Here is a 17,547-nt window from a genome sequence, read left to right as displayed (position 1 = left end):
GCGTATCGGTCAGCGAGTGATGCGCACGCCCTTGCCGACGACCGTGATGCCGGTGTCGGTCACGGTGAAACCGCGCTCGAGATCGCGTTCCCGATCGACGCCGACGGTCGCTCCATCTTCGAGGATGACGTTCTTGTCGAGCACAGCCCGCCGCACGCGTGCCCCGAGGCCCAGATGGACGTGGTCGAGCAGCACGGAGTCGGTGATCGTCGATCCGCCGAGCGCCACGCCGCCGAGACCGATCACGCTGCGCTCGATGTGCGTGCCGGAGAGCACGGAGCCTGCCGCGACGACGGAGTCGATCGCGTTGCCGATGCGACCCACCGCGTCGCGGACGAACTTCGCCGGGGGCATGTTCACGTTCTGCGTGCGGATGGGCCAGTCGGTGTTGTACAGGTTGAAGATCGGCAGCGTCGAGATCAGATCCATGTGCGCGTCGAAGTACGAGTCGATGGTTCCCACGTCGCGCCAGTACGAGCGGTCGCGTGGCGATGAGCCAGGGACGTCGTTCTGCTTCATGTCGTAGTAGCCGGCCTCGCCGCGTTCGACGAAGTAGGGGATGATGTCGCCGCCCATGTCGTGACCGGAGGAGGCGGATTCGCCGTCGGCCTCCACCGCCGCGACGAGTGCATCGGCATCGAAGACGTAGTTGCCCATGGAGACCAGCACCTCGTCGGGCGAGTCGGCCAGCCCGACCGGGTCAGCGGGCTTCTCGAGGAAGTCCCGGATCCGCCCCGTTTCGGGGTCGGCGTCGATCACGCCGAACTGGGATGCCAATGCGATCGGCTGGCGGATGCCCGCCACGGTCGCGGGCGCGCCCGATGCGATGTGCGCGTCGATCATCTGCTGGAAGTCCATGCGGTAGACGTGGTCGGCGCCGATGACGACCACGATGTCGGGCTTCTCGTCGTTGATCAGGTTGAGGCTCTGCAGGATCGCGTCGGCCGAACCCGAGAACCAGCGCTTGCCGAGACGCTGCTGCGCCGGCACCGAGGTGACGTACGAGTCGAGGAGCGCCGACATCCGCCAGTTCTGGGACACGTGCCGGTCGAGGCTGTGCGACTTGTACTGCGTCAGCACGACGACCTGTCTGAGGCCGGAGTTTATGAGGTTCGAGATGGCGAAGTCGATCAGCCGGTACTGGCCGCCGAAAGGCACCGCCGGTTTGGCTCTGTCCGCAGTGAGGGGCATGAGTCGCTTGCCCTCGCCGCCGGCGAGGATGATCCCGAAAACCTTCTTTGGAGCCGACATGCGTCCACCATAGAGCGCCCGGCGGTCGATGTACTACCGTGCAGACATGCGAGTCGACATCATCACCAAGGAATATCCGCCCGAGATATACGGCGGCGCCGGGGTGCATGTCGCGGAGCTGGTCGCCGCGCTGCGAAGCAGCATCGATGTACGGGTGAGGGCCTTCGGCGCCGAGCGCGCAGAGCCCGGAACCGTGGCGTACAGCGTCCCGGCTGAGCTCGCCGGTGCCAACCCCGCGCTGCAGACGCTCGGCACCGACCTGGTCATGGTCGGTGACGTCGCGGGAGCCGACCTCGTGCACAGCCACACCTGGTACGCGAACTTCGCGGGCCACCTCGCCTCGCAGCTGCATGGCATCCCGCACGTCCTCACAGCCCACAGCCTCGAGCCATTGCGGCCCTGGAAGGCCGAGCAGCTCGGCGGCGGATACGCCGTGTCGAGCGGCATCGAACGACTCGCCTATGAGAACGCCGCCGCGATCATCGCCGTGAGCGCCGGTATGCGGCAGGACATCCTCCGCAGCTATCCGCAGGTCGACCCCGCTCGCGTGAGGGTCATCCACAACGGCATCGATGTCGAGCGCTGGCGCCCGGTCGAGAACCCGGCGTTCCTCGAGAGCATCGGCATGGACCCGTCGCGCCCGTCCGTCGTGTTCGTCGGACGCATCACCAGGCAGAAGGGCCTGCCGTACCTGCTGCGGGCAGCGCAGCTGCTGCCGAAGGACGTGCAGCTCGTGCTCTGTGCTGGTGCTCCCGACACCCCCGAGATCATGGCTGAGGTGCAGGAGGGTGTTCGCCTGCTGCAGCAGACGCGGGAGGGGGTCGTGTGGATCGAACGGATGCTGCCGCGCGACGAGCTCTCGGCGATCCTGGCCGCCGCGACCACGTTCGTGTGCCCGTCGGTGTACGAGCCGCTCGGCATCGTCAACCTCGAGGCCATGGCGTGCGGGGCTGCCGTCGTCGGGACGGCGACGGGAGGCATCCCCGAGGTGGTCGACGACGGTGTGACCGGCCGACTCGTCCCGATCGAGCAGCTGCAGGACGGCACCGGGACTCCCGTCGATCCTGACCGCTACGTGTCGGATCTCGCCGCCGTGCTCACCGAGGTCACGGGGGATCAGGGGCGGGCGAAGCAGTACGGCGAGGCAGGGCGCGAGCGTGCTCGCAGCGAGTTCAGCTGGGGAGCGATCGCCGACACCACGCGCGCGCTGTACGAGGAGCTGACCTCCTGAGCCGATAGGCTGACGTCATGTCGAGCGCTCTGGATCTCACTGATGTCGTCGTGCGTCGCGAAGGCCGCAACATCGTCGATCAGGTGACCTGGTCGGTGTCGGAGGATCAGCGGTGGGTGGTGCTCGGGCCGAACGGCGCAGGCAAGACCACGCTGCTGCAGCTGGCGGACACGCTCATGCACCCCACGTCGGGAACCGTCACGGTGCTGGGGGAGACCCTCGGTCGAACGGATGTCTTCGAGCTGCGTCCTCGGATCGGCTTCGCCTCCTCTGCGATGGCCCGCCGCATCCCGCGCGACGAGACCGTCCTCAACACCGTGATGACGGCAGCGTTCTCGGTCATGGGCCGCTGGAACGAGGAGTACGAGGCGATCGACGAACGCCGTGCGCGCCGCGTTCTGGCGGACTGGCACCTCGAGCACCTCGCGGAGCGTCTGTTCGGCACGCTGAGCGATGGTGAGCAGAAGCGGGTGCAGATCGCTCGTGCCGTGATGACCGATCCTGAACTGCTGCTGCTCGATGAGCCGACGGCGAGCCTCGACCTCGGCGCCCGTGAGGAGCTGCTTCAGCTTCTCAGCGGCTATGCCGCATCGCCAACGACGCCGGCGATGGTCATGGTCACCCATCACGTCGAGGAGATCCCGGTCGGGTTCACGCATGTCCTGCTGCTGCGTGATGGGGGTGTCGTGGCCTCGGGGCCGATCGCAGAGACCCTCACGGCCGAGGCGCTCACCGATGCGTTCGGCATGCCGATCGTGCTCACCCGTGAGGCCGGCCGCTACGCGGCACGTGCTGCCTGAGAGGTGCTAAAGTAGATCCTTGGTGCGATCGCACCGCAGACTTCCCTCGTCCCTGGCAGAATCCAGGGCACCACGTAAGGAATCCCATGAAGACTGACATCCACCCCGAGTACAAGGCCGTCGTGTTCCGCGACCTCGGATCGGGCGAGACCTTCCTCACCCGCTCCACCGTCACGAGCGATAAGACGATCGAGCTGGACGGTGTGGAGTACCCCGTCATCGACGTCGAGATCTCCTCGGCTTCGCACCCGTTCTACACGGGCAAGCAGCGCATCATGGACTCGGCCGGTCGCGTCGAGAAGTTCAACCAGCGCTTCAAGGGCTTCGGCGGCTCCTCCAAGTAAGCTGCCACCGCGAAGGCCCCGCTCCGGCGGGGCCTTCGTCGTACCCGGGATCCGTCCCCGGGCGTGCCTGCGTCATGCGCGGACGGGCCACGTGCCGTCAACTGTCTGCTCCGGTTCGAGCCGACCGGTGCGGATGAAGTACTCGGTGAGGCCGGCCGCCTGTTCGCGCGCCCAGCCGATCTGACGTGAGTGCAGCTCAGTGGCCGAGTGCGGCAGCGGGAACTCCTTCGCCAGAGCGAGGGCCACGCGTCCGGCCGCCACCGCGTCCGCTGACGCTTCATGCGCGCCCTGCAGGGGCACCGAGTAGTGATCGGCGACGACGCTGAGCGTGCGCTTGCCCGGCCGGTAGCGGTCGTACGCCTTATCGATCACCAGCGGGTCGATCACCGGTGAGGGCATGGTCAGCTCGTCGATGCCGTGGCGCCGCGCCTCGTGAGCGAGCAGCGAGAAATCGTAGGAGGCGTTGTACACGACGATCGGCAGCCCCTGTGCGAAGAGCACGCGCAGGGCGTGGATCACCTGCGCGACCACCTCCTGCGCGGGCCGACCATGCTCGCGCGCGTGGTCGGTGCTGATCCCGTGAACGGCCGTCGCACCGTCGGGTATCGGGATGCTCGGATCGGCGAGCCAGTCCCGTGCGGCGAGCTCTCTGCCGTGTCTGTCGAGAACGCCCACATGAGCGGTCACGATGCGGTCGTCCGTGACGTCGAGGCCGGTGGTCTCGAGGTCGAAGACGCCCACACGGGCGAGCCAGGGAGCGGCGTGGATCGGGAGGGCCATGGCCTCACCATAGGAGCGTGCCCCGACATCGCCGATTCCGCGCCGGAGGCGCTCTGTCACTACGCTGTGCTGGTGACGTGGACGGTATGGCTCTCGCTGCTCGCGGCGTGCGTGGTGATCAGCTTCACACCCGGCGCCGGCGCCATCAACACGATGAGCAATGCGCTCGCACAGGGGTGGCGTCGCTCGCTCTGGGGGGTGCTCGGGCAGCAGGCCGCTCTCATCGTGCACGTCATGATCGTCGCCGCAGGTGTCGGACTGCTGGTCTCGCGGTCGCCGGTGCTGTTCGAGATCATCAGATACGCGGGAGCGGCGTACCTGGTGTACCTGGGCATCCGGTTGATCATCGCCAGGCCCGACCCTCAGACGATCGAGCGCTCGAGCGTCGTCCGTGAGGGAGCGTTGTCGATCTTCCGACGCGGCTTCTGGGTCAACCTGCTCAACCCCAAGGCGATCGTCTTCTTCCTCGCTTTCGTGCCGCAGTTCGTGCGTCTCGACCGTGATCCGCTGCCGCAGTACCTCGTGCTCATCGGCACGGTGGTCGTGGTCGACATCCTCGTGATGTGGTTCTTCTTCGCCGCAGCGGCGAAGCCGTTCCGTCGCTTCAGTCGTGATGTCAGGGGACAGCGAGTCCTGAACTCGGTCTTCGGCGTACTGTTCATCCTCGTCGCGGGGCTGCTGCTGTTCGTGCACTGACGGCGGTGCGCGCCGATCCGGTCCTCCTGCACCGATTCACTCGTCGACGAGTTGTCCACCACCACCGGGATTCCCGCCGCGAGCGTCCCGTGGCGAGGTGCACTCTGTTCTGACCCGGGCTCGTCCCGGCAACGAAGGAGTACCGCATGAGCATCAGCAACGACGTCGTCACGATCGCCGGGAACATCGGCAACGACCCCATCAGCAACGAGACCCGCGCCGGAAAGGCTGTGATCAACTTCCGCGTCGCGACCACCTCGGGCTACTTCGACCAGCGGACGGGTGCGTGGGTCGAGAACGGCACCAACTGGTACGCGGTGTCGGCGTTCGGCAACCTGGCCGAGCACGCCAAGGGATCCCTGCACCGCGGTCACCCGGTGATCGTGGTCGGGCGCCTGCGCCAGAGGGAGTGGGAGGCGAATGGCAAGAAGGGGATCGACATCGAGCTCACCGCCGATGCGATCGGGCACGATCTCCGTCGCGGCACGAGCGCGTTCGTCCGTCGGCCGCGCGCCGGACAGGGCTCGGCTCCGGCTCAGTCGGAAGAGGCGCCGCGCGACGACGAGCCGACGTCGGCCGAGCACGACGCGTGGGGCGACGCGGGCCTGGTTCCGACGGGGGACGGCGACGTGGCCACCGACTTGGAAGGCGCTCAGGGGCGCGCGATGTCCCTCGCGTGAGCGCGAGAGACGGAGGCGGGGCCCTCAGCCCTTAGACTTCTCGCGTGCTTCGAGGGTCATCCGTCTCCGTCCGGCGCCATCGCTGTGTTCGGTTGCCGCTCGGCGCCTCCGTCGTCGTCCTCGCCCTGACGATCACCGGCTGCGGTTCTGCCCCGGAGCTGCCGGGGCAGGAGTCCTCATCGCCATCGGCGGCGGCGTCCGCGGCGAGCCCGACACCGACCCCGTCGGCCACGCCCACGGGCGCCGAGGACGCGCTCGCATCGTTCACCGACGTGACCGTGCGGATCTGGGGATCGGATGCCCGCGACCAGGGACGCGCATACATCGACGCGCTCGTGCAGGCGGGGTTCGCGAAGCAGAGCATGCAGGTCACCTCAGACCTGAGCACGGTCGGGAACCCGGCGGAGAGCCTGCAGTTCTCGGTCGCATGGAGCGATGCCGAGTGCCTGGTCGGTCAGGTGGGGCCGTCGACAGGCGAGCCGCAGACCGCTCTCATGCCGCGGCTGGCGGACGGATCGTGTCTCGCGGGCCGGACCAGGACCATCGACTGGTGACGCCTGTCGCCTCGTGCGTCGTCCTACGGCGCCTGAGCGCGGCGTGAAGCTGCGACCGGTAGGCTGGTGAGTCGAGCCGATGAGAGTCGGGGCCCCGCCCCATCGTCGGCCACACACTTCGCGCATCCGGCACCGGTATGCGCTGCGCCGGATCACGGGCGCTGAGACAGGTCTTCCAGAGGAGCGTTGAACGGTATGGCTGAATACATCTATTCCATGGTGCGGGCCCGCAAGGCGGTCGGCGACAAGCTCATCCTCGACGACGTGACGATGGCGTTCCTGCCGGGGGCGAAGATCGGCATGGTCGGCCCGAACGGTGCCGGAAAGTCGACGATCCTCAAGATCATGGCCGGCCTCGACACCCCGTCGAACGGCGAGGCGAAGCTCACCCCCGGATTCAGCGTCGGCATCCTCATGCAGGAGCCGGAACTCGACGAGTCCAAGACCGTCCTCGAGAACATCCAGGACGGCGTGGCCATCAAGCCCAAGCTCGACCGGTTCAACGAGATCTCGGCGCTGATGGCCGACCCCGACGCCGACTTCGACTCGCTGCTCGCCGAGATGGGCGTGCTGCAGGAGGAGATCGACGCGGCCGACGGCTGGGACCTCGATTCGCAGCTCGAGCAGGCGATGGACGCACTGCGCACCCCGCCTGCCGACGCCGAGATCGGCCCGCTCTCCGGTGGAGAGAAGCGCCGCGTGGCGCTGGCGAAGCTGCTGCTGCAGAAGCCTGATCTGCTTCTGCTCGACGAGCCGACCAACCACCTGGACGCCGAGAGCGTGCTCTGGCTCGAGCAGCACCTCAAGGACTACAAGGGCGCGGTCATCGCGATCACGCACGACCGGTACTTCCTCGACAACGTCGCTGAGTGGATCGCCGAGGTCGACCGCGGCCGGCTGATCGGCTACGAGGGCAACTACTCGACCTACCTCGAGAAGAAGGCCGAGCGCCTGGACATCCAGGGCAAGAAGGATGCCAAGCTCGCCAAGCGACTGAAGGACGAGCTCGAGTGGGTCCGCTCGAGCGCCAAGGGACGTCAGACGAAGTCGAAGGCGCGTCTGGCCCGCTACGAGGAGATGGCTGCCGAGGCTGAGCGCACCCGCAAGCTCGACTTCGAGGAGATCCAGATCCCCGCAGGTCCGCGCCTCGGCAACGTCGTCATCGAGGCGAAGAAGCTGCACAAGGCGTTCGGTGACCGCGTGCTCATCGACGGGCTGAGCTTCAGCCTTCCGCCGAACGGGATCGTCGGCGTCATCGGCCCCAATGGTGTCGGAAAGACCACGCTCTTCAAGACCATCGTCGGCCTCGAGCCGCTCGACGGCGGCGACCTCAAGGTCGGCGAGACGGTCAAGATCAGCTATGTCGACCAGTCGCGCGCCAACATCGACCCGAACAAGACGCTGTGGGAGGTCGTCTCCGACGGGCTCGACTTCATCACGGTGGGCAAGACCGAGATCCCCTCTCGCGCCTACGTGTCGAAGTTCGGCTTCAAGGGGCCCGACCAGCAGAAGAAGGCCGGCGTGCTCTCGGGCGGTGAGCGCAACCGTCTCAACCTGGCGCTCACGCTCAAGGAGGGCGGAAACCTGCTGCTCCTCGACGAGCCGACGAACGACCTCGACGTCGAGACGCTGAGCTCGCTCGAGAACGCGCTGCTGGAGTTCCCCGGCTGCGCCGTGGTGATCACGCACGACCGGTGGTTCCTCGACCGCATCGCCACGCACATCCTCGCGTACGAAGGCACGGACGAGAACCCCTCGCAGTGGCATTGGTTCGAGGGCAACTTCGAGGCCTACGAGAAGAACAAGATCGAGCGCATGGGCCCGGAGGCGGCTCGTCCGCACCGCACCACCCACCGCAAGCTCACCCGCGACTGATCGCAACCCACTCGGCTCCGGGCGTCGTTCTCGCTGCGCGGAGCCGCGGGGCGTGGTCTCCGCGTCGATCGAACCTGACGAGAGGTGTGAGCGTGACAACTGAGCGGCTGCACATCCCCATCCACCTGCGATGGGGAGATCTGGACGCGTTCAACCACGTCAACAACACCTCGATGCTCAAGCTGCTCGAAGAGGCGCGGGTGCGAGCCTTCTGGAAGCCGGAGGAGGGTGAGCAGGCGCCGGCGACGGCAGTGCTCGACTCCGGCATCGAGCAGGGCATCCTCACTCTGATCGCCCGGCAGGAGATCGAGTATCTCGCGCCGGTGCCTTACCAGCGCCGCCCGCTCGAGGTGCAGATGTGGTTCGGCAAGCTCGGCGGTTCGAGCCTCGAGGTCTGCTACGAGGTGCACAACGACCCCGCGAGCGTCGAGCGCACCCTCTACGCGCGCTCGACCGCGGTGATCGTGCTGGTCGACGCGGCGTCCGGACGACCGGTGCGGATCAGCCCCGAGATGCGCGCTGCGTGGGAGCCCTTCGTCGGCGAGCCGATCAGCTACTCGCGCCGCTGAGGCCCGCCCTCAGGAATCGGCTCCTGGCACCCGCACCATGACCTCCTGCGCGACGCTGGCGAGCAGGGCGCCTTCGCGATCGTAGATCCGGCCGGTCGAGAGACCACGACCGCCGCGGGCGTTGGGCGACTCCTGCACATAGAGCACCCAGTCATCGGCGCGGCCGAAGCGGTGCCACCACATGGCGTGATCGAGGCTCGCGACCTTGAGACCCGGAGTGTTCCACGTGACGCCGTGCCGACGCAGGATCGACTCCTGAATGGTCATGTCGCTGAGGTAGGCCAGCGCGGCGCGGTGAAGTCGCGGGTCGTCTGGCATCTCCGCTCGCAGCCGCATCCACACCGCCTGATGCGCCACGCGCTCACCGGCCACATCGACGAAGAGCGGCCCTTCAACATGACGCACATCGGCGGGTCGCTCCGTGAGCATCTTCCGCGTCAGCGGATGCACATCGCCGAGAAGCTCCTCATCGGGCCGCAGCTGCTCTGGTTCCGGAATGCCGGCGGGCATCGGCTCGGCATGGTCGGCACCGGGGTCTTCGTCCTGGAACGAGGCGATCATCGAGAAGATCGGCACCCCGCCCTGGAAGGCCTGACAACGCCGCGTCGAAAACGACCGGCCGTCGTGGATGCGGTCGACGGCGAACGTGATGCCGCTCGAGGTGTCGCCGGGACGCAGGAAGTATCCGTGCATCGAGTGCACCACGCGGTCCTCGGGCAAGGTCCGCTCGGCAGCGACCAGCGACTGCGCCAGCACCTGGCCGCCGTATACCCGCCCCGTGGGCATGAAGTGCGATCGACCGGTGAAGATGTCCTCGGTCGTCCTCGCCTCCGACGCCGCGAGATCGAGCACGTCCAGCAGGGCGTCGACGGTTCGGCGGGCATCCTGCTCAGCGGTCATCCGACTAGTTTAGGAGGAGTGACCAGACCGCTCGTGCTCGCCGACACCCAGACCGCACGTGACGTGCTGACCTTCTCGGGACGGGCCGCTCAAGCGGGCGCCGACGGGGTGCGACTGCAGGCAGCCGACGGGGTGCTCGCTCTCACATCGGCTGCGCTCGCGCCACAGAGCCTTTTCGACCAGACGCCGACGGTGCTCGCGATGCGCATCGTCCGCGCCGATCCCGAGCTGCGCTGCGACATCGTGGTCGATGACCTCGCCGAGGGCTCCAATCCCCATGAGCTCACGCTTCCCGACACCGGCCGTGCGCCGGCGTGGGCGGGCGTCGCCCCGCCGCGCGGCGAGTGGATGCACGTGGCCGACCTCACCGCGCAGATCGTGGCCGAGCGCGCGCAGTGGGGCATCGCTGCGGTCGCGCACGGCACCTCGCCCGGCTCCGGCGAGGAAGCCGTTCGCGCACTTCGAGCACGGATCTGGGGCGAGCCCGATGAGGCCCTCGGAGGTCTGCCTCGCGGGGTCGCCTTCGCCGCCCACGCGTTCGGCTTCATCAGCGGGGCCGAGCAGGTGCGGGTGACAGAGTCGGGCCGGTGGACCCGGCTCGCCTTCGCCCGCGGGCACGTGCTGAGCCGTGGACCAGCGGTGACGGGCCTCACGGCGGTGCGCAGCACGGGCGGGAACGGCTAGCGGGAGGCTGCGCGACCGGCCTGCCGGCCCGAGAACAGGCATCCGCCGAGGAAGGTGCCCTCGAGTGCGCGATAGCCGTGCATCCCACCGCCCCCGAAGCCGCTCGCCTCTCCCGCTGCGAACAAGCCGGGGATCGGGTCGCCTGAGGCGTCGAGCGCTCGTCCGTCGAGATCGGTGTGGATGCCGCCGAGCGACTTTCGCGTGAGCACGTGGAGCTTGACGGCGACCATCGGCCCTGCCGCGGGGTCCTGCAGCCGATGCGGGGGAGCGGTGCGGATCAGCCGGTCGCCGCGGTAGCCGCGCATGGAGCGCAGCATCGCGATCTGGGCATCCTTCGTGAAGTCGTTTTCGATCTCACGGTCGCGGGCGACGACCTCATCGCGAACGCGTCCCGCATCGAGCACATCGCCTCCTGGCATGGCGCGCATGCCGTCGAGCAGCGACTCGAGGTCGCGCTCCACGACGAAGTCGGCGCCCTCGTCGAGGAACGACTGCACGGGACCCGTTGGTCCCTTCGCCAGACGCGACTTCAGCAGCAGGCGGACGTCTCGGCCGGTCAGGTCAGGGTTCTGTTCGCTGCCCGACAGGGCGAACTCCTTCTCGATGATCTTCAGCGAGGTGACGAACCAGGAGTGATCGTGCCCCGTGCGCCGCAGATGAGCGAGCGTGCCGAGGGTGTCGAAACCCGGATACAGCGGCACAGGCAGACGCGCGCCCGTGGCATCCAGCCACAGCGACGACGGGCCGGGCAGGATCCGGATGCCGTGACCAGGCCACACGGGATCCCAGTTCTCGATGCCCTCGACGTAGTGCCACATCCGGTCGGTATTGATGAGGCCGGCCCCCGCGGCGCGGACCACAGCCTGCATAGAGCCGTCGACGTACGCAGGCACCCCGGTCAGCATGCGCTTCGGCGGAGCCCCGAGACGATCGGGCCAGAAGGCGCGGACGAGGTCATGGTCGCCGCCGATGCCGCCGGAGGCGACGATCACGGCATCCGCCCTCGCCTCGAAATCAGCCACCGGTTCCCGCGACGTGGGCACGCCCCGAGGTGCGTGCGTGTCTGCGAGTACGACACCCGTGGCGCCGACGACAGCGCCGGACTCGACGATCAGCTCGGACACCCGGTGCCGCGACAGGATCGTGATCCTGCCCTCTGCCTCGCCCTGCTCGACCGCGGCGATGAAGGGCTCCAGGATGCCAGGGCCCGTGCCCCAGGTGATATGGAATCGTGGCACCGAGTTGCCGGGCCCGATCGCGCCGCTGCCGCCGCGTTCCGCCCAGCCGACGACTGGGAAGAAGCCGACTCCGCGCTCGCGGAGCCAGGCCCGTTTGCTGCCCGCCGCGAACTCCAGGTACGCCTCGGCCCAGCGCCTCGGCCAGGCGTCCACGTCGCGGTCGAAGCCGGCGTTGCCGAACCAGTCCTGTCGCGCCAGCTCGAGCGAGTCGCGGATGCCCATCCGACGCTGCTCCGGTGAGTCCACCAGGAAGAGTCCGCCGAACGACCACCATGCCTGCCCGCCGAGGTTCTGGCGGGGCTCCTGATCGATGATGGTCACGCGCTTTCCCGCGGCGAGCGCCTCGGCAGCCGACACCAGCCCCGCCAGCCCCCAGCCGATCACGAGCACATCGGATGCAGGGGTGCGGGGCAGGGATGTCATGCGGTCTCCGTCGACTCCGGGGCGGCGCGGTGCTCGAGCGTGGGGCGGCCCTGGGGGCTCGTCCCGATGCCCGAGGGCTCGAATGTGTTCACCATGGCATATGCCGCGCGCTCGAGATAGTCCCAGAGCGTGGCCTCGTGCATCGGCGAGAGCTGAACCTCGTCGAGGGCCGTGCGCATGTGCCGGAGCCAGCGGTCGCGCGCGTCGGGATCGATGTGGAACGGCACGTGCCGCATGCGGAGACGGGGATGACCGCGCTGCTCGCCGTATGTGCTCGGCCCGCCCCAGTACTGGGCGAGGAACCAGGTCAGTCGCTCAGCGGCAGGCCCGAGGTCCTCTTCGGGATACATCGGCTTGAGCACGGGGTCGAGCGCGACCTCGCGGTAGAACACCGCGACGAGCCGCTCGAAAGTGGGCTGGCCGCCGACCTCGTCGTAGAACGTCACTGTGCGCCGCCTTCCTCGTCGGTCGTCTTCTTGCGTCGCCAGATGCCGCGCTCGATGAGCTTCGGCACCCCCGTGACCGGGTTCGGCTTGGTGACGGGCGGGTTGGCGCCGCGTACGCGGCGCGCGCCGTCGAGGCCGGAGAGGGTGACGGCATTCATCCGCGGGATCCCGATCTCGTGCTCCAGAAGCGCCGTGCGCAGCCTGCTGCGCAGCTCCTGCGACACATCGTCCATGGCGTTGGCCCGGGTCTTCATCACGACCCTCACCACCAGGGCGTCCCCGTCGATGCTCTCCAGGCCCCAGATCTCGGGTTTCGCGATGATGCGGGTACGCCACTTCGGATCCTTCGCCAGACCCTGCGCGGTCTCGAGCATGGTCTTCTCCACGACCTCCAGATCGGCATCCGGTTCCACCCCGAGATCGATGATCGCGCGCGCCCATCCCTGCGACATGTTGCCGATTCTGGTGACCTCGCCGTTGCGCACGTACCACAGCGTGCCGTTCACATCGCGCACCTGCGTGACCCGGACGCTGACGTACTCCACGACACCTGAGGCGAGACCCAGGTCGACCACGTCGCCGATGCCGACTTGATCCTCGGCGACGAGGAAGATGCCGTTCAGCACGTCCTTGACGATGTTCTGCGCGCCGAAACCGAGACCGGCACCGACGGCGGCGGTCAGCAGGGTGAGAGAGCCGAGAAGGCTGGGGTCGACGGCGTTCACGCTGAGCACCAGCGCGATCACGACGAGCATCACGTTGACGATGTTCTGCAGGATCGAGCCCAGGGTGCGGGTGCGCTGCACGAGCCGCATGTCGGCGAGGGGCGAGCGCTCGAGAGCCTGCGTGTCGTCGACGCGCGCCTTCGTCTTCGCGCTGTTGACGATGCGCTGCACGACGCGGCGGATCACCACCCGCAGTACGAAGGCGATCACCACGCACGTCGCGATGATCACGGCGACGGCCAAGGCCTTTCCGCCGACTTTGAGGAGCAGGTCGAGCACGTCACCCCACCATCCGGCATCGGTGGGGTCGGGAGCGGGTGTCGCGGCGGGGAAGCGGATGTCCATCACCTCGATGGTACCGAGAAGGCCTCAGCGCTCACTGAGCGCTGAGGCCTCGATCACGGCGAGTGAGCCGTGCGGATCAGTCCTCTGCGTCGCGCGACTGCGCGGCGAGGGCACGTTCGACGTCGGCCAGGTTCTCGTGCACGAGGCGACGCAGCGCGGGAGCGGCATCCTGGTTCTCGGCGAGCCAGGCGCGGGTCGCATCCCGAAGCTCGACGCTGGCGAGCGAGCGAGGGTAGAGGCCCACGACCAGATAGTCGGCGATCTGGTAGGTGCGCTCCTCCCAGATGGGCAGCAGCATCTCGAAGTATTTCGGGATGAAAGCGCCGAGCACCTCGACGCCGGACGGGTGCACGAAGCCGAGGGCGGCCGAGCGCACGATCGTGTTCGGCAGGTCGCTGTTGTCGATGAGCGACGACCAGGCGGCCTGCTTCGCCTCAGCAGTCGGCAGAGCGGCGCGAGCCTGGGCGGCGAACTCGCCGCCCTTGGACGTGTTGTCGGCAGCGAGCGCCGCGTCGATCGCGGCGGCGTCGGTCGCGCCGGCGGCCGCGAGGCCAACGAGCAGCAGCCACGACAGATCTGCGTCGATCTCGAGACCGGGCAGGGTCTCCTCGCCCGCGCGCAGGCGTCCGACGACGCCGGCGTGCTCGGCGGTGGCGATCGAGTTGGCGAACGCGGTGACCAGCTGCAGCTGGCTGTCGCTGCCTGCCTCCGCCTGCTGGGCGAGCGCCCACAGGCCGTCGGCGATCTTCTCGCGAGCGGCGGCGCGGGAGCTCGGAGTGACGTAGATGTTGGCGGCGAGCTGCAGCTGGGCGAGCGTGGTGCGCACCGTGGTCGACTCGGTCTCGTGACCGATGTTGCCGAGCACGAGGTCGATGTAGTCGGAGGCCGCAGTCTCGGCATCGCGCGTCTGATCCCATGCCGCACCCCACACGAGCGACCGCGCGAGCGGGTCGGAGATGTCGGACAGGTGCTCGATCGCCGTAGCGAGCGAGCGCTCGTCGAGGCGGATCTTCGCGTAGGCGAGGTCGTTGTCGTTGAGCAGCACCATGTCGGGGCGCTCAAGACCCTGCAGCTCGGGGATCTCCGTGCGATCGCCATCGATGTCGACCTCGACATAGTGCGTGCGCACCAGCTCGGAGCGACCGTCGGAGTCGGCGAGGCTGTAGAAGCCGATGCCGAGACGGTGGGGACGGATGGTCGGGTAGTCGGCCGGAGCGGTCTGGGTCACCGCGAATCGGGTGATGACGCCTGCGGCGTCTTCGACGATCACCGGGGCGAGCGTGTTCACACCGGCGGTCTCGAGCCACTTCTTCGCCCAGGTGGTGAGGTCCCGGCCGCTGGTCGCCTCGAGCTCGGTGAGGAGGTCGCTCAGCTCGGTGTTGCCCCACGAGTGCTTCTGGAAGTACTGGCCGACTCCGGCGAAGAACGCGTCGATGCCGACCCACGCCGTCAGCTGCTTGAGAACCGAGCCGCCCTTGGCGTAGGTGATGCCGTCGAAGTTCACCATGACGTCTTCGAGGTCGTTGATCTCGGCGACGATGGGGTGTGTCGACGGCAGCTGATCCTGCCGGTAGGCCCAGGTCTTCTCCATCGCGTTGAAGGTCGTCCAGGCGGCCTTCCATTCCGTGGCCTCGGCCGTTGCGATGGTGGACGCCCATTCGGCGAACGACTCGTTCAGCCAGAGATCGTTCCACCACTTCATGGTGACGAGATCGCCGAACCACATGTGCGCCAGCTCGTGCAGGATCGTCACGACGCGACGCTCCTTGACGGCGTCGGTCACCTTGCTGCGGAACACGTAGGTCTCGGTGAACGTGACCGCGCCTGCGTTCTCCATCGCGCCCGCGTTGAACTCGGGCACGAACAGCTGGTCGTACTTCTCGAACGGGTACGGCACGCCGAACTTCGCCTCGAAGTACTCGAAGCCCTCGCGGGTCTTGTCGAAGATGTAGTCGGCGTCGAGGTGCTGCCACAGGCTCTTGCGGCCGTACACGCCGAGCGGGATGACCTTGCCCGAGGCGCTGGTCAGCTCCGAGAACGTCGACTCGTACGGACCCGCCACGAGCGCGGTGATGTACGAGGAGATGCGCGGGGTGGGCTCGAAGCCCCAGGTCGCCACGCCTTCGGAGCCCGAGGACGAGTCGTGCACGATGGGCTCGGGAGTGGGGGAGTTCGAGACGACCTTCCATGCGGAAGGAGCAGTCACGGTGAACTGGAACGTCGCCTTCAGATCGGGCTGCTCGAACACGGCGAACACGCGGCGCGAGTCGGGCACCTCGAACTGCGAGTAGAGGTACACCTCGCCGTCGACCGGATCGACGAAGCGGTGCAGACCCTCGCCGGTGTTCGTGTACAGGCAGTCGGCGTCGACGATGAGCACGTTCTCGGCCTGCAGCCCGTCGAGGGCGATGCGCGAGTCGGCGAATGCGGCGCTCGGGTCGACCTGCTCGCCGTTGAGCGTGATCTCGCGCACCTCGTGCGCGATCAGGTCGATGAACGTCGATGCGCCGGGCGTGGCGGTGAACCGGACCACGCTGCGCGAGCCGAACACCTCCGCGCCCTTGGTCAGGTCGAGCGAGATCTCGTACGACTGCGTGTCGATGACGGCACGGCGCTCCTGCGCTTCGGTACGGGTGAGGTTTTCTCCAGGCACAGCTGTCTTCTCCCATGGGTGGAGGGGATGTCGAGGTGCATCGACGCTGCTGGCGCCGACGGCAACCATGACAGCCTACGCCAGCGCCGCAGACGTGCGCAGACCTCGATGCTGGCTCATAGAGAGTCGGTGACAGGATGTACCACGTGAGCTCCCCAGAGAAGATCGTCGTCCCGCACGCGTCGCCGGCAGCATCCGCAGGCTCGGCGCACATCGAGGTCCCCGTCGCCTACGACGGCATCCTGCTCGCCGGCTTCGGCGGACCGGAGGGCCAGGACGACGTGATCCCGTTCCTGCGCAATGTCACGCGCGGCCGCGGCATCCCGGACGAGCGCCTCGAGGACGTCTCGCACCACTACCGGCACTTCGGCGGCATCAGCCCGATCAACGCGCAGAATCGCGCGCTGAAGGCCGCGCTCGAGGCTGAGCTCGCTGCTCGATCGATCGACCTTCCGGTGTACTGGGGCAACCGCAACTGGGCGCCTTACCTCGAGGAGGCGGTCGCCGACGCCGCTGCGAACGACGACACTGCTCTTCTCGCGTTCGCCACCAGCGCCTACAGCTCCTTCTCGAGCTGCCGCCAGTACCGTGAGGACTTCTCGCGGATCCTCGACGGCACCGAGCTCGATGGTGTGGTGACGATCGACAAGATCCGCCCCTTCTTCGACCACCCCGGCTTCGTGCAGGCGTTCGTGGAGGGCGTTCATGACGCCGTGCGCGAGAGGCTCGACGAGGGGCTCTCCGCGGAGCAGATCCAGGTGCTGTTCTCGACGCACAGCATCCCGATGGATGATGCGGTCCGATCCGGCCCTCGCGACATCGACTGGGGCGAAGGCGGTGCCTACGCCGTGCAGCATGAGGCGGTCGCGGCCTGGGTCATGGCCCGAGTCGCTGAGCTCACGCCGGCCGCCGCGGACGTGCCCTGGGAGCTCGTATACCAGTCCCGTTCGGGCCCGGCTTCGCAGCCGTGGCTCGAGCCGGACGTCTGCGACGTCATCGGCGAGCTGCCGGACCGCGGACGCCGAGCCGTCGTCGTCGTTCCGGTCGGCTTCATGAGCGACCACATGGAGGTTCTCTGGGACCTCGACACCGAGGCGAAGGAGGCTGCCGGAGACGCGGGACTCGCCTTCACCCGCACCCCGACGCCCGGCGTCTCGCCCGCGTTCGTCGCCGGCATCGTCGACCTCATCCAGGAGCGTCTCGAGGGACGACCGGCCGCAGACCGCGCCCACGTCACGGAGCTCGGTCCGTGGTTCGATGTCTGCCGACCGGGTTGCTGCGAGAACATCCGAGCCGGGTTCAAGCCCGCTGCGGCCGGCATCGCGCCCTGACCCTCGCGCCCGCCGGTCCTCG

At 68.0% G+C, this 17,547-nt stretch carries 17 protein-coding genes; 10 read left to right on the top strand and 7 right to left on the bottom strand.

Annotated features, from left to right (window positions below; genetic code table 11):
• Positions 1–9 precede the first annotated feature (9 nt).
• Positions 10–1,251 carry a glucose-1-phosphate adenylyltransferase gene (locus JOE67_RS01465; RefSeq protein ID WP_204973781.1) on the bottom strand — a complete coding sequence of 414 codons (1,242 nt, stop codon included), beginning with the start codon at positions 1,249–1,251 and terminating at the stop codon, positions 10–12.
• A 46-nt stretch (positions 1,252–1,297) separates the two neighbouring features.
• Between JOE67_RS01465 and glgA the strand changes: the two genes are divergently transcribed.
• The 3 genes from glgA (at position 1,298) to JOE67_RS01450 (ending at position 3,626) form a co-directional block, all read left to right on the top strand.
• Positions 1,298–2,482, top strand: a complete 1,185-nt coding sequence (gene glgA / locus JOE67_RS01460) for a glycogen synthase (protein ID WP_204973780.1) — start codon at positions 1,298–1,300, stop codon at positions 2,480–2,482.
• 17 nt (positions 2,483–2,499) lie between these two features.
• A complete protein-coding gene (locus tag JOE67_RS01455; protein WP_204973779.1) occupies positions 2,500–3,282 on the top strand; it encodes an ABC transporter ATP-binding protein in 783 nt (260 codons plus the stop codon).
• Positions 3,283–3,368: 86 nt separating this feature from the next.
• Positions 3,369–3,626: a type B 50S ribosomal protein L31 gene (locus JOE67_RS01450; protein WP_025103626.1), complete on the top strand. Its 258-nt coding sequence runs from the start codon at positions 3,369–3,371 to the stop codon at positions 3,624–3,626.
• Between the two features lie 72 nt (positions 3,627–3,698).
• On the opposite strand, the gene JOE67_RS01445 is transcribed toward JOE67_RS01450, so the two are convergent.
• On the bottom strand, positions 3,699–4,406 hold the full coding sequence (locus JOE67_RS01445) for a 3'-5' exonuclease (RefSeq protein ID WP_204973778.1): 708 nt from the start codon (positions 4,404–4,406) through the stop codon (positions 3,699–3,701).
• Between the two features lie 72 nt (positions 4,407–4,478).
• Here JOE67_RS01445 and JOE67_RS01440 point away from each other — a divergent pair, with 72 nt between their 5' ends.
• The 5 genes from JOE67_RS01440 to JOE67_RS01420 all read left to right on the top strand — a co-directional run bounded on the left by JOE67_RS01440 (position 4,479) and on the right by JOE67_RS01420 (position 8,780).
• Positions 4,479–5,102, top strand: coding sequence for a LysE family transporter (locus tag JOE67_RS01440; protein ID WP_204973777.1), 624 nt, complete (start codon positions 4,479–4,481; stop codon positions 5,100–5,102).
• A gap of 146 nt (positions 5,103–5,248) precedes the next feature.
• Positions 5,249–5,782: a single-stranded DNA-binding protein gene (locus JOE67_RS01435; RefSeq protein ID WP_204973776.1), complete on the top strand. Its 534-nt coding sequence runs from the start codon at positions 5,249–5,251 to the stop codon at positions 5,780–5,782.
• Positions 5,783–5,826: 44 nt separating this feature from the next.
• Positions 5,827–6,336 (top strand): DUF6993 domain-containing protein, encoded by a 510-nt coding sequence (locus JOE67_RS15450; RefSeq protein WP_338041456.1) that lies wholly within the window; start codon positions 5,827–5,829, stop codon positions 6,334–6,336.
• A gap of 195 nt (positions 6,337–6,531) precedes the next feature.
• On the top strand, positions 6,532–8,211 hold the full coding sequence (ettA, locus tag JOE67_RS01425) for an energy-dependent translational throttle protein EttA (RefSeq protein ID WP_204973775.1): 1,680 nt from the start codon (positions 6,532–6,534) through the stop codon (positions 8,209–8,211).
• A gap of 92 nt (positions 8,212–8,303) precedes the next feature.
• Positions 8,304–8,780, top strand: coding sequence for a thioesterase family protein (locus tag JOE67_RS01420; protein WP_204973774.1), 477 nt, complete (start codon positions 8,304–8,306; stop codon positions 8,778–8,780).
• A 9-nt stretch (positions 8,781–8,789) separates the two neighbouring features.
• Here JOE67_RS01420 and JOE67_RS01415 read toward each other — a convergent pair whose 3' ends face one another.
• Positions 8,790–9,680 carry an acyl-CoA thioesterase gene (locus JOE67_RS01415; protein ID WP_204973773.1) on the bottom strand — a complete coding sequence of 297 codons (891 nt, stop codon included), beginning with the start codon at positions 9,678–9,680 and terminating at the stop codon, positions 8,790–8,792.
• Between the two features lie 18 nt (positions 9,681–9,698).
• On the opposite strand from JOE67_RS01415, the gene JOE67_RS01410 reads away from it, so the two are divergent.
• The gene (locus JOE67_RS01410; protein ID WP_204973772.1) at positions 9,699–10,364 is read left to right on the top strand and encodes a DUF8185 domain-containing protein; all 666 of its coding nucleotides are present in this window, start codon (positions 9,699–9,701) and stop codon (positions 10,362–10,364) included.
• Here the strand turns inward: JOE67_RS01410 and JOE67_RS01405 are convergent.
• The 4 genes from JOE67_RS01405 to pepN form a co-directional block, all read right to left on the bottom strand.
• Positions 10,361–12,025, bottom strand: a complete 1,665-nt coding sequence (locus JOE67_RS01405) for an FAD-binding dehydrogenase (RefSeq protein WP_204973771.1) — start codon at positions 12,023–12,025, stop codon at positions 10,361–10,363. The genes JOE67_RS01410 and JOE67_RS01405 overlap by 4 nt on opposite strands.
• The gene (locus JOE67_RS15445) at positions 12,022–12,513 is read right to left on the bottom strand and encodes a globin (RefSeq protein ID WP_239528279.1); all 492 of its coding nucleotides are present in this window, start codon (positions 12,511–12,513) and stop codon (positions 12,022–12,024) included. The genes JOE67_RS01405 and JOE67_RS15445 overlap by 4 nt, the downstream gene beginning before the upstream one ends.
• Positions 12,468–13,541, bottom strand: coding sequence for a mechanosensitive ion channel family protein (locus JOE67_RS15440; protein WP_239527939.1), 1,074 nt, complete (start codon positions 13,539–13,541; stop codon positions 12,468–12,470). Before JOE67_RS15440 ends, JOE67_RS15445 begins: the two co-directional genes overlap by 46 nt.
• 76 nt (positions 13,542–13,617) lie before the next feature.
• Complete coding sequence (pepN, locus tag JOE67_RS01395; RefSeq protein WP_204973770.1) at positions 13,618–16,194, bottom strand: aminopeptidase N; 2,577 nt, start codon at positions 16,192–16,194, stop codon at positions 13,618–13,620.
• 146 nt (positions 16,195–16,340) lie between these two features.
• Here pepN and JOE67_RS01390 point away from each other — a divergent pair, with 146 nt between their 5' ends.
• Entirely contained in the window at positions 16,341–17,525 is a 1,185-nt protein-coding gene (locus JOE67_RS01390; RefSeq protein ID WP_338041454.1) for a ferrochelatase, read from the top strand.
• Positions 17,526–17,547 lie beyond the last annotated feature (22 nt).

Origin of the sequence: Microbacterium esteraromaticum (assembly GCF_016907315.1) — a bacterium.
GTDB lineage: Bacteria > Actinomycetota > Actinomycetes > Actinomycetales > Microbacteriaceae > Microbacterium > Microbacterium esteraromaticum.
This window is presented reverse-complemented; position numbering and strand designations above follow the sequence as displayed.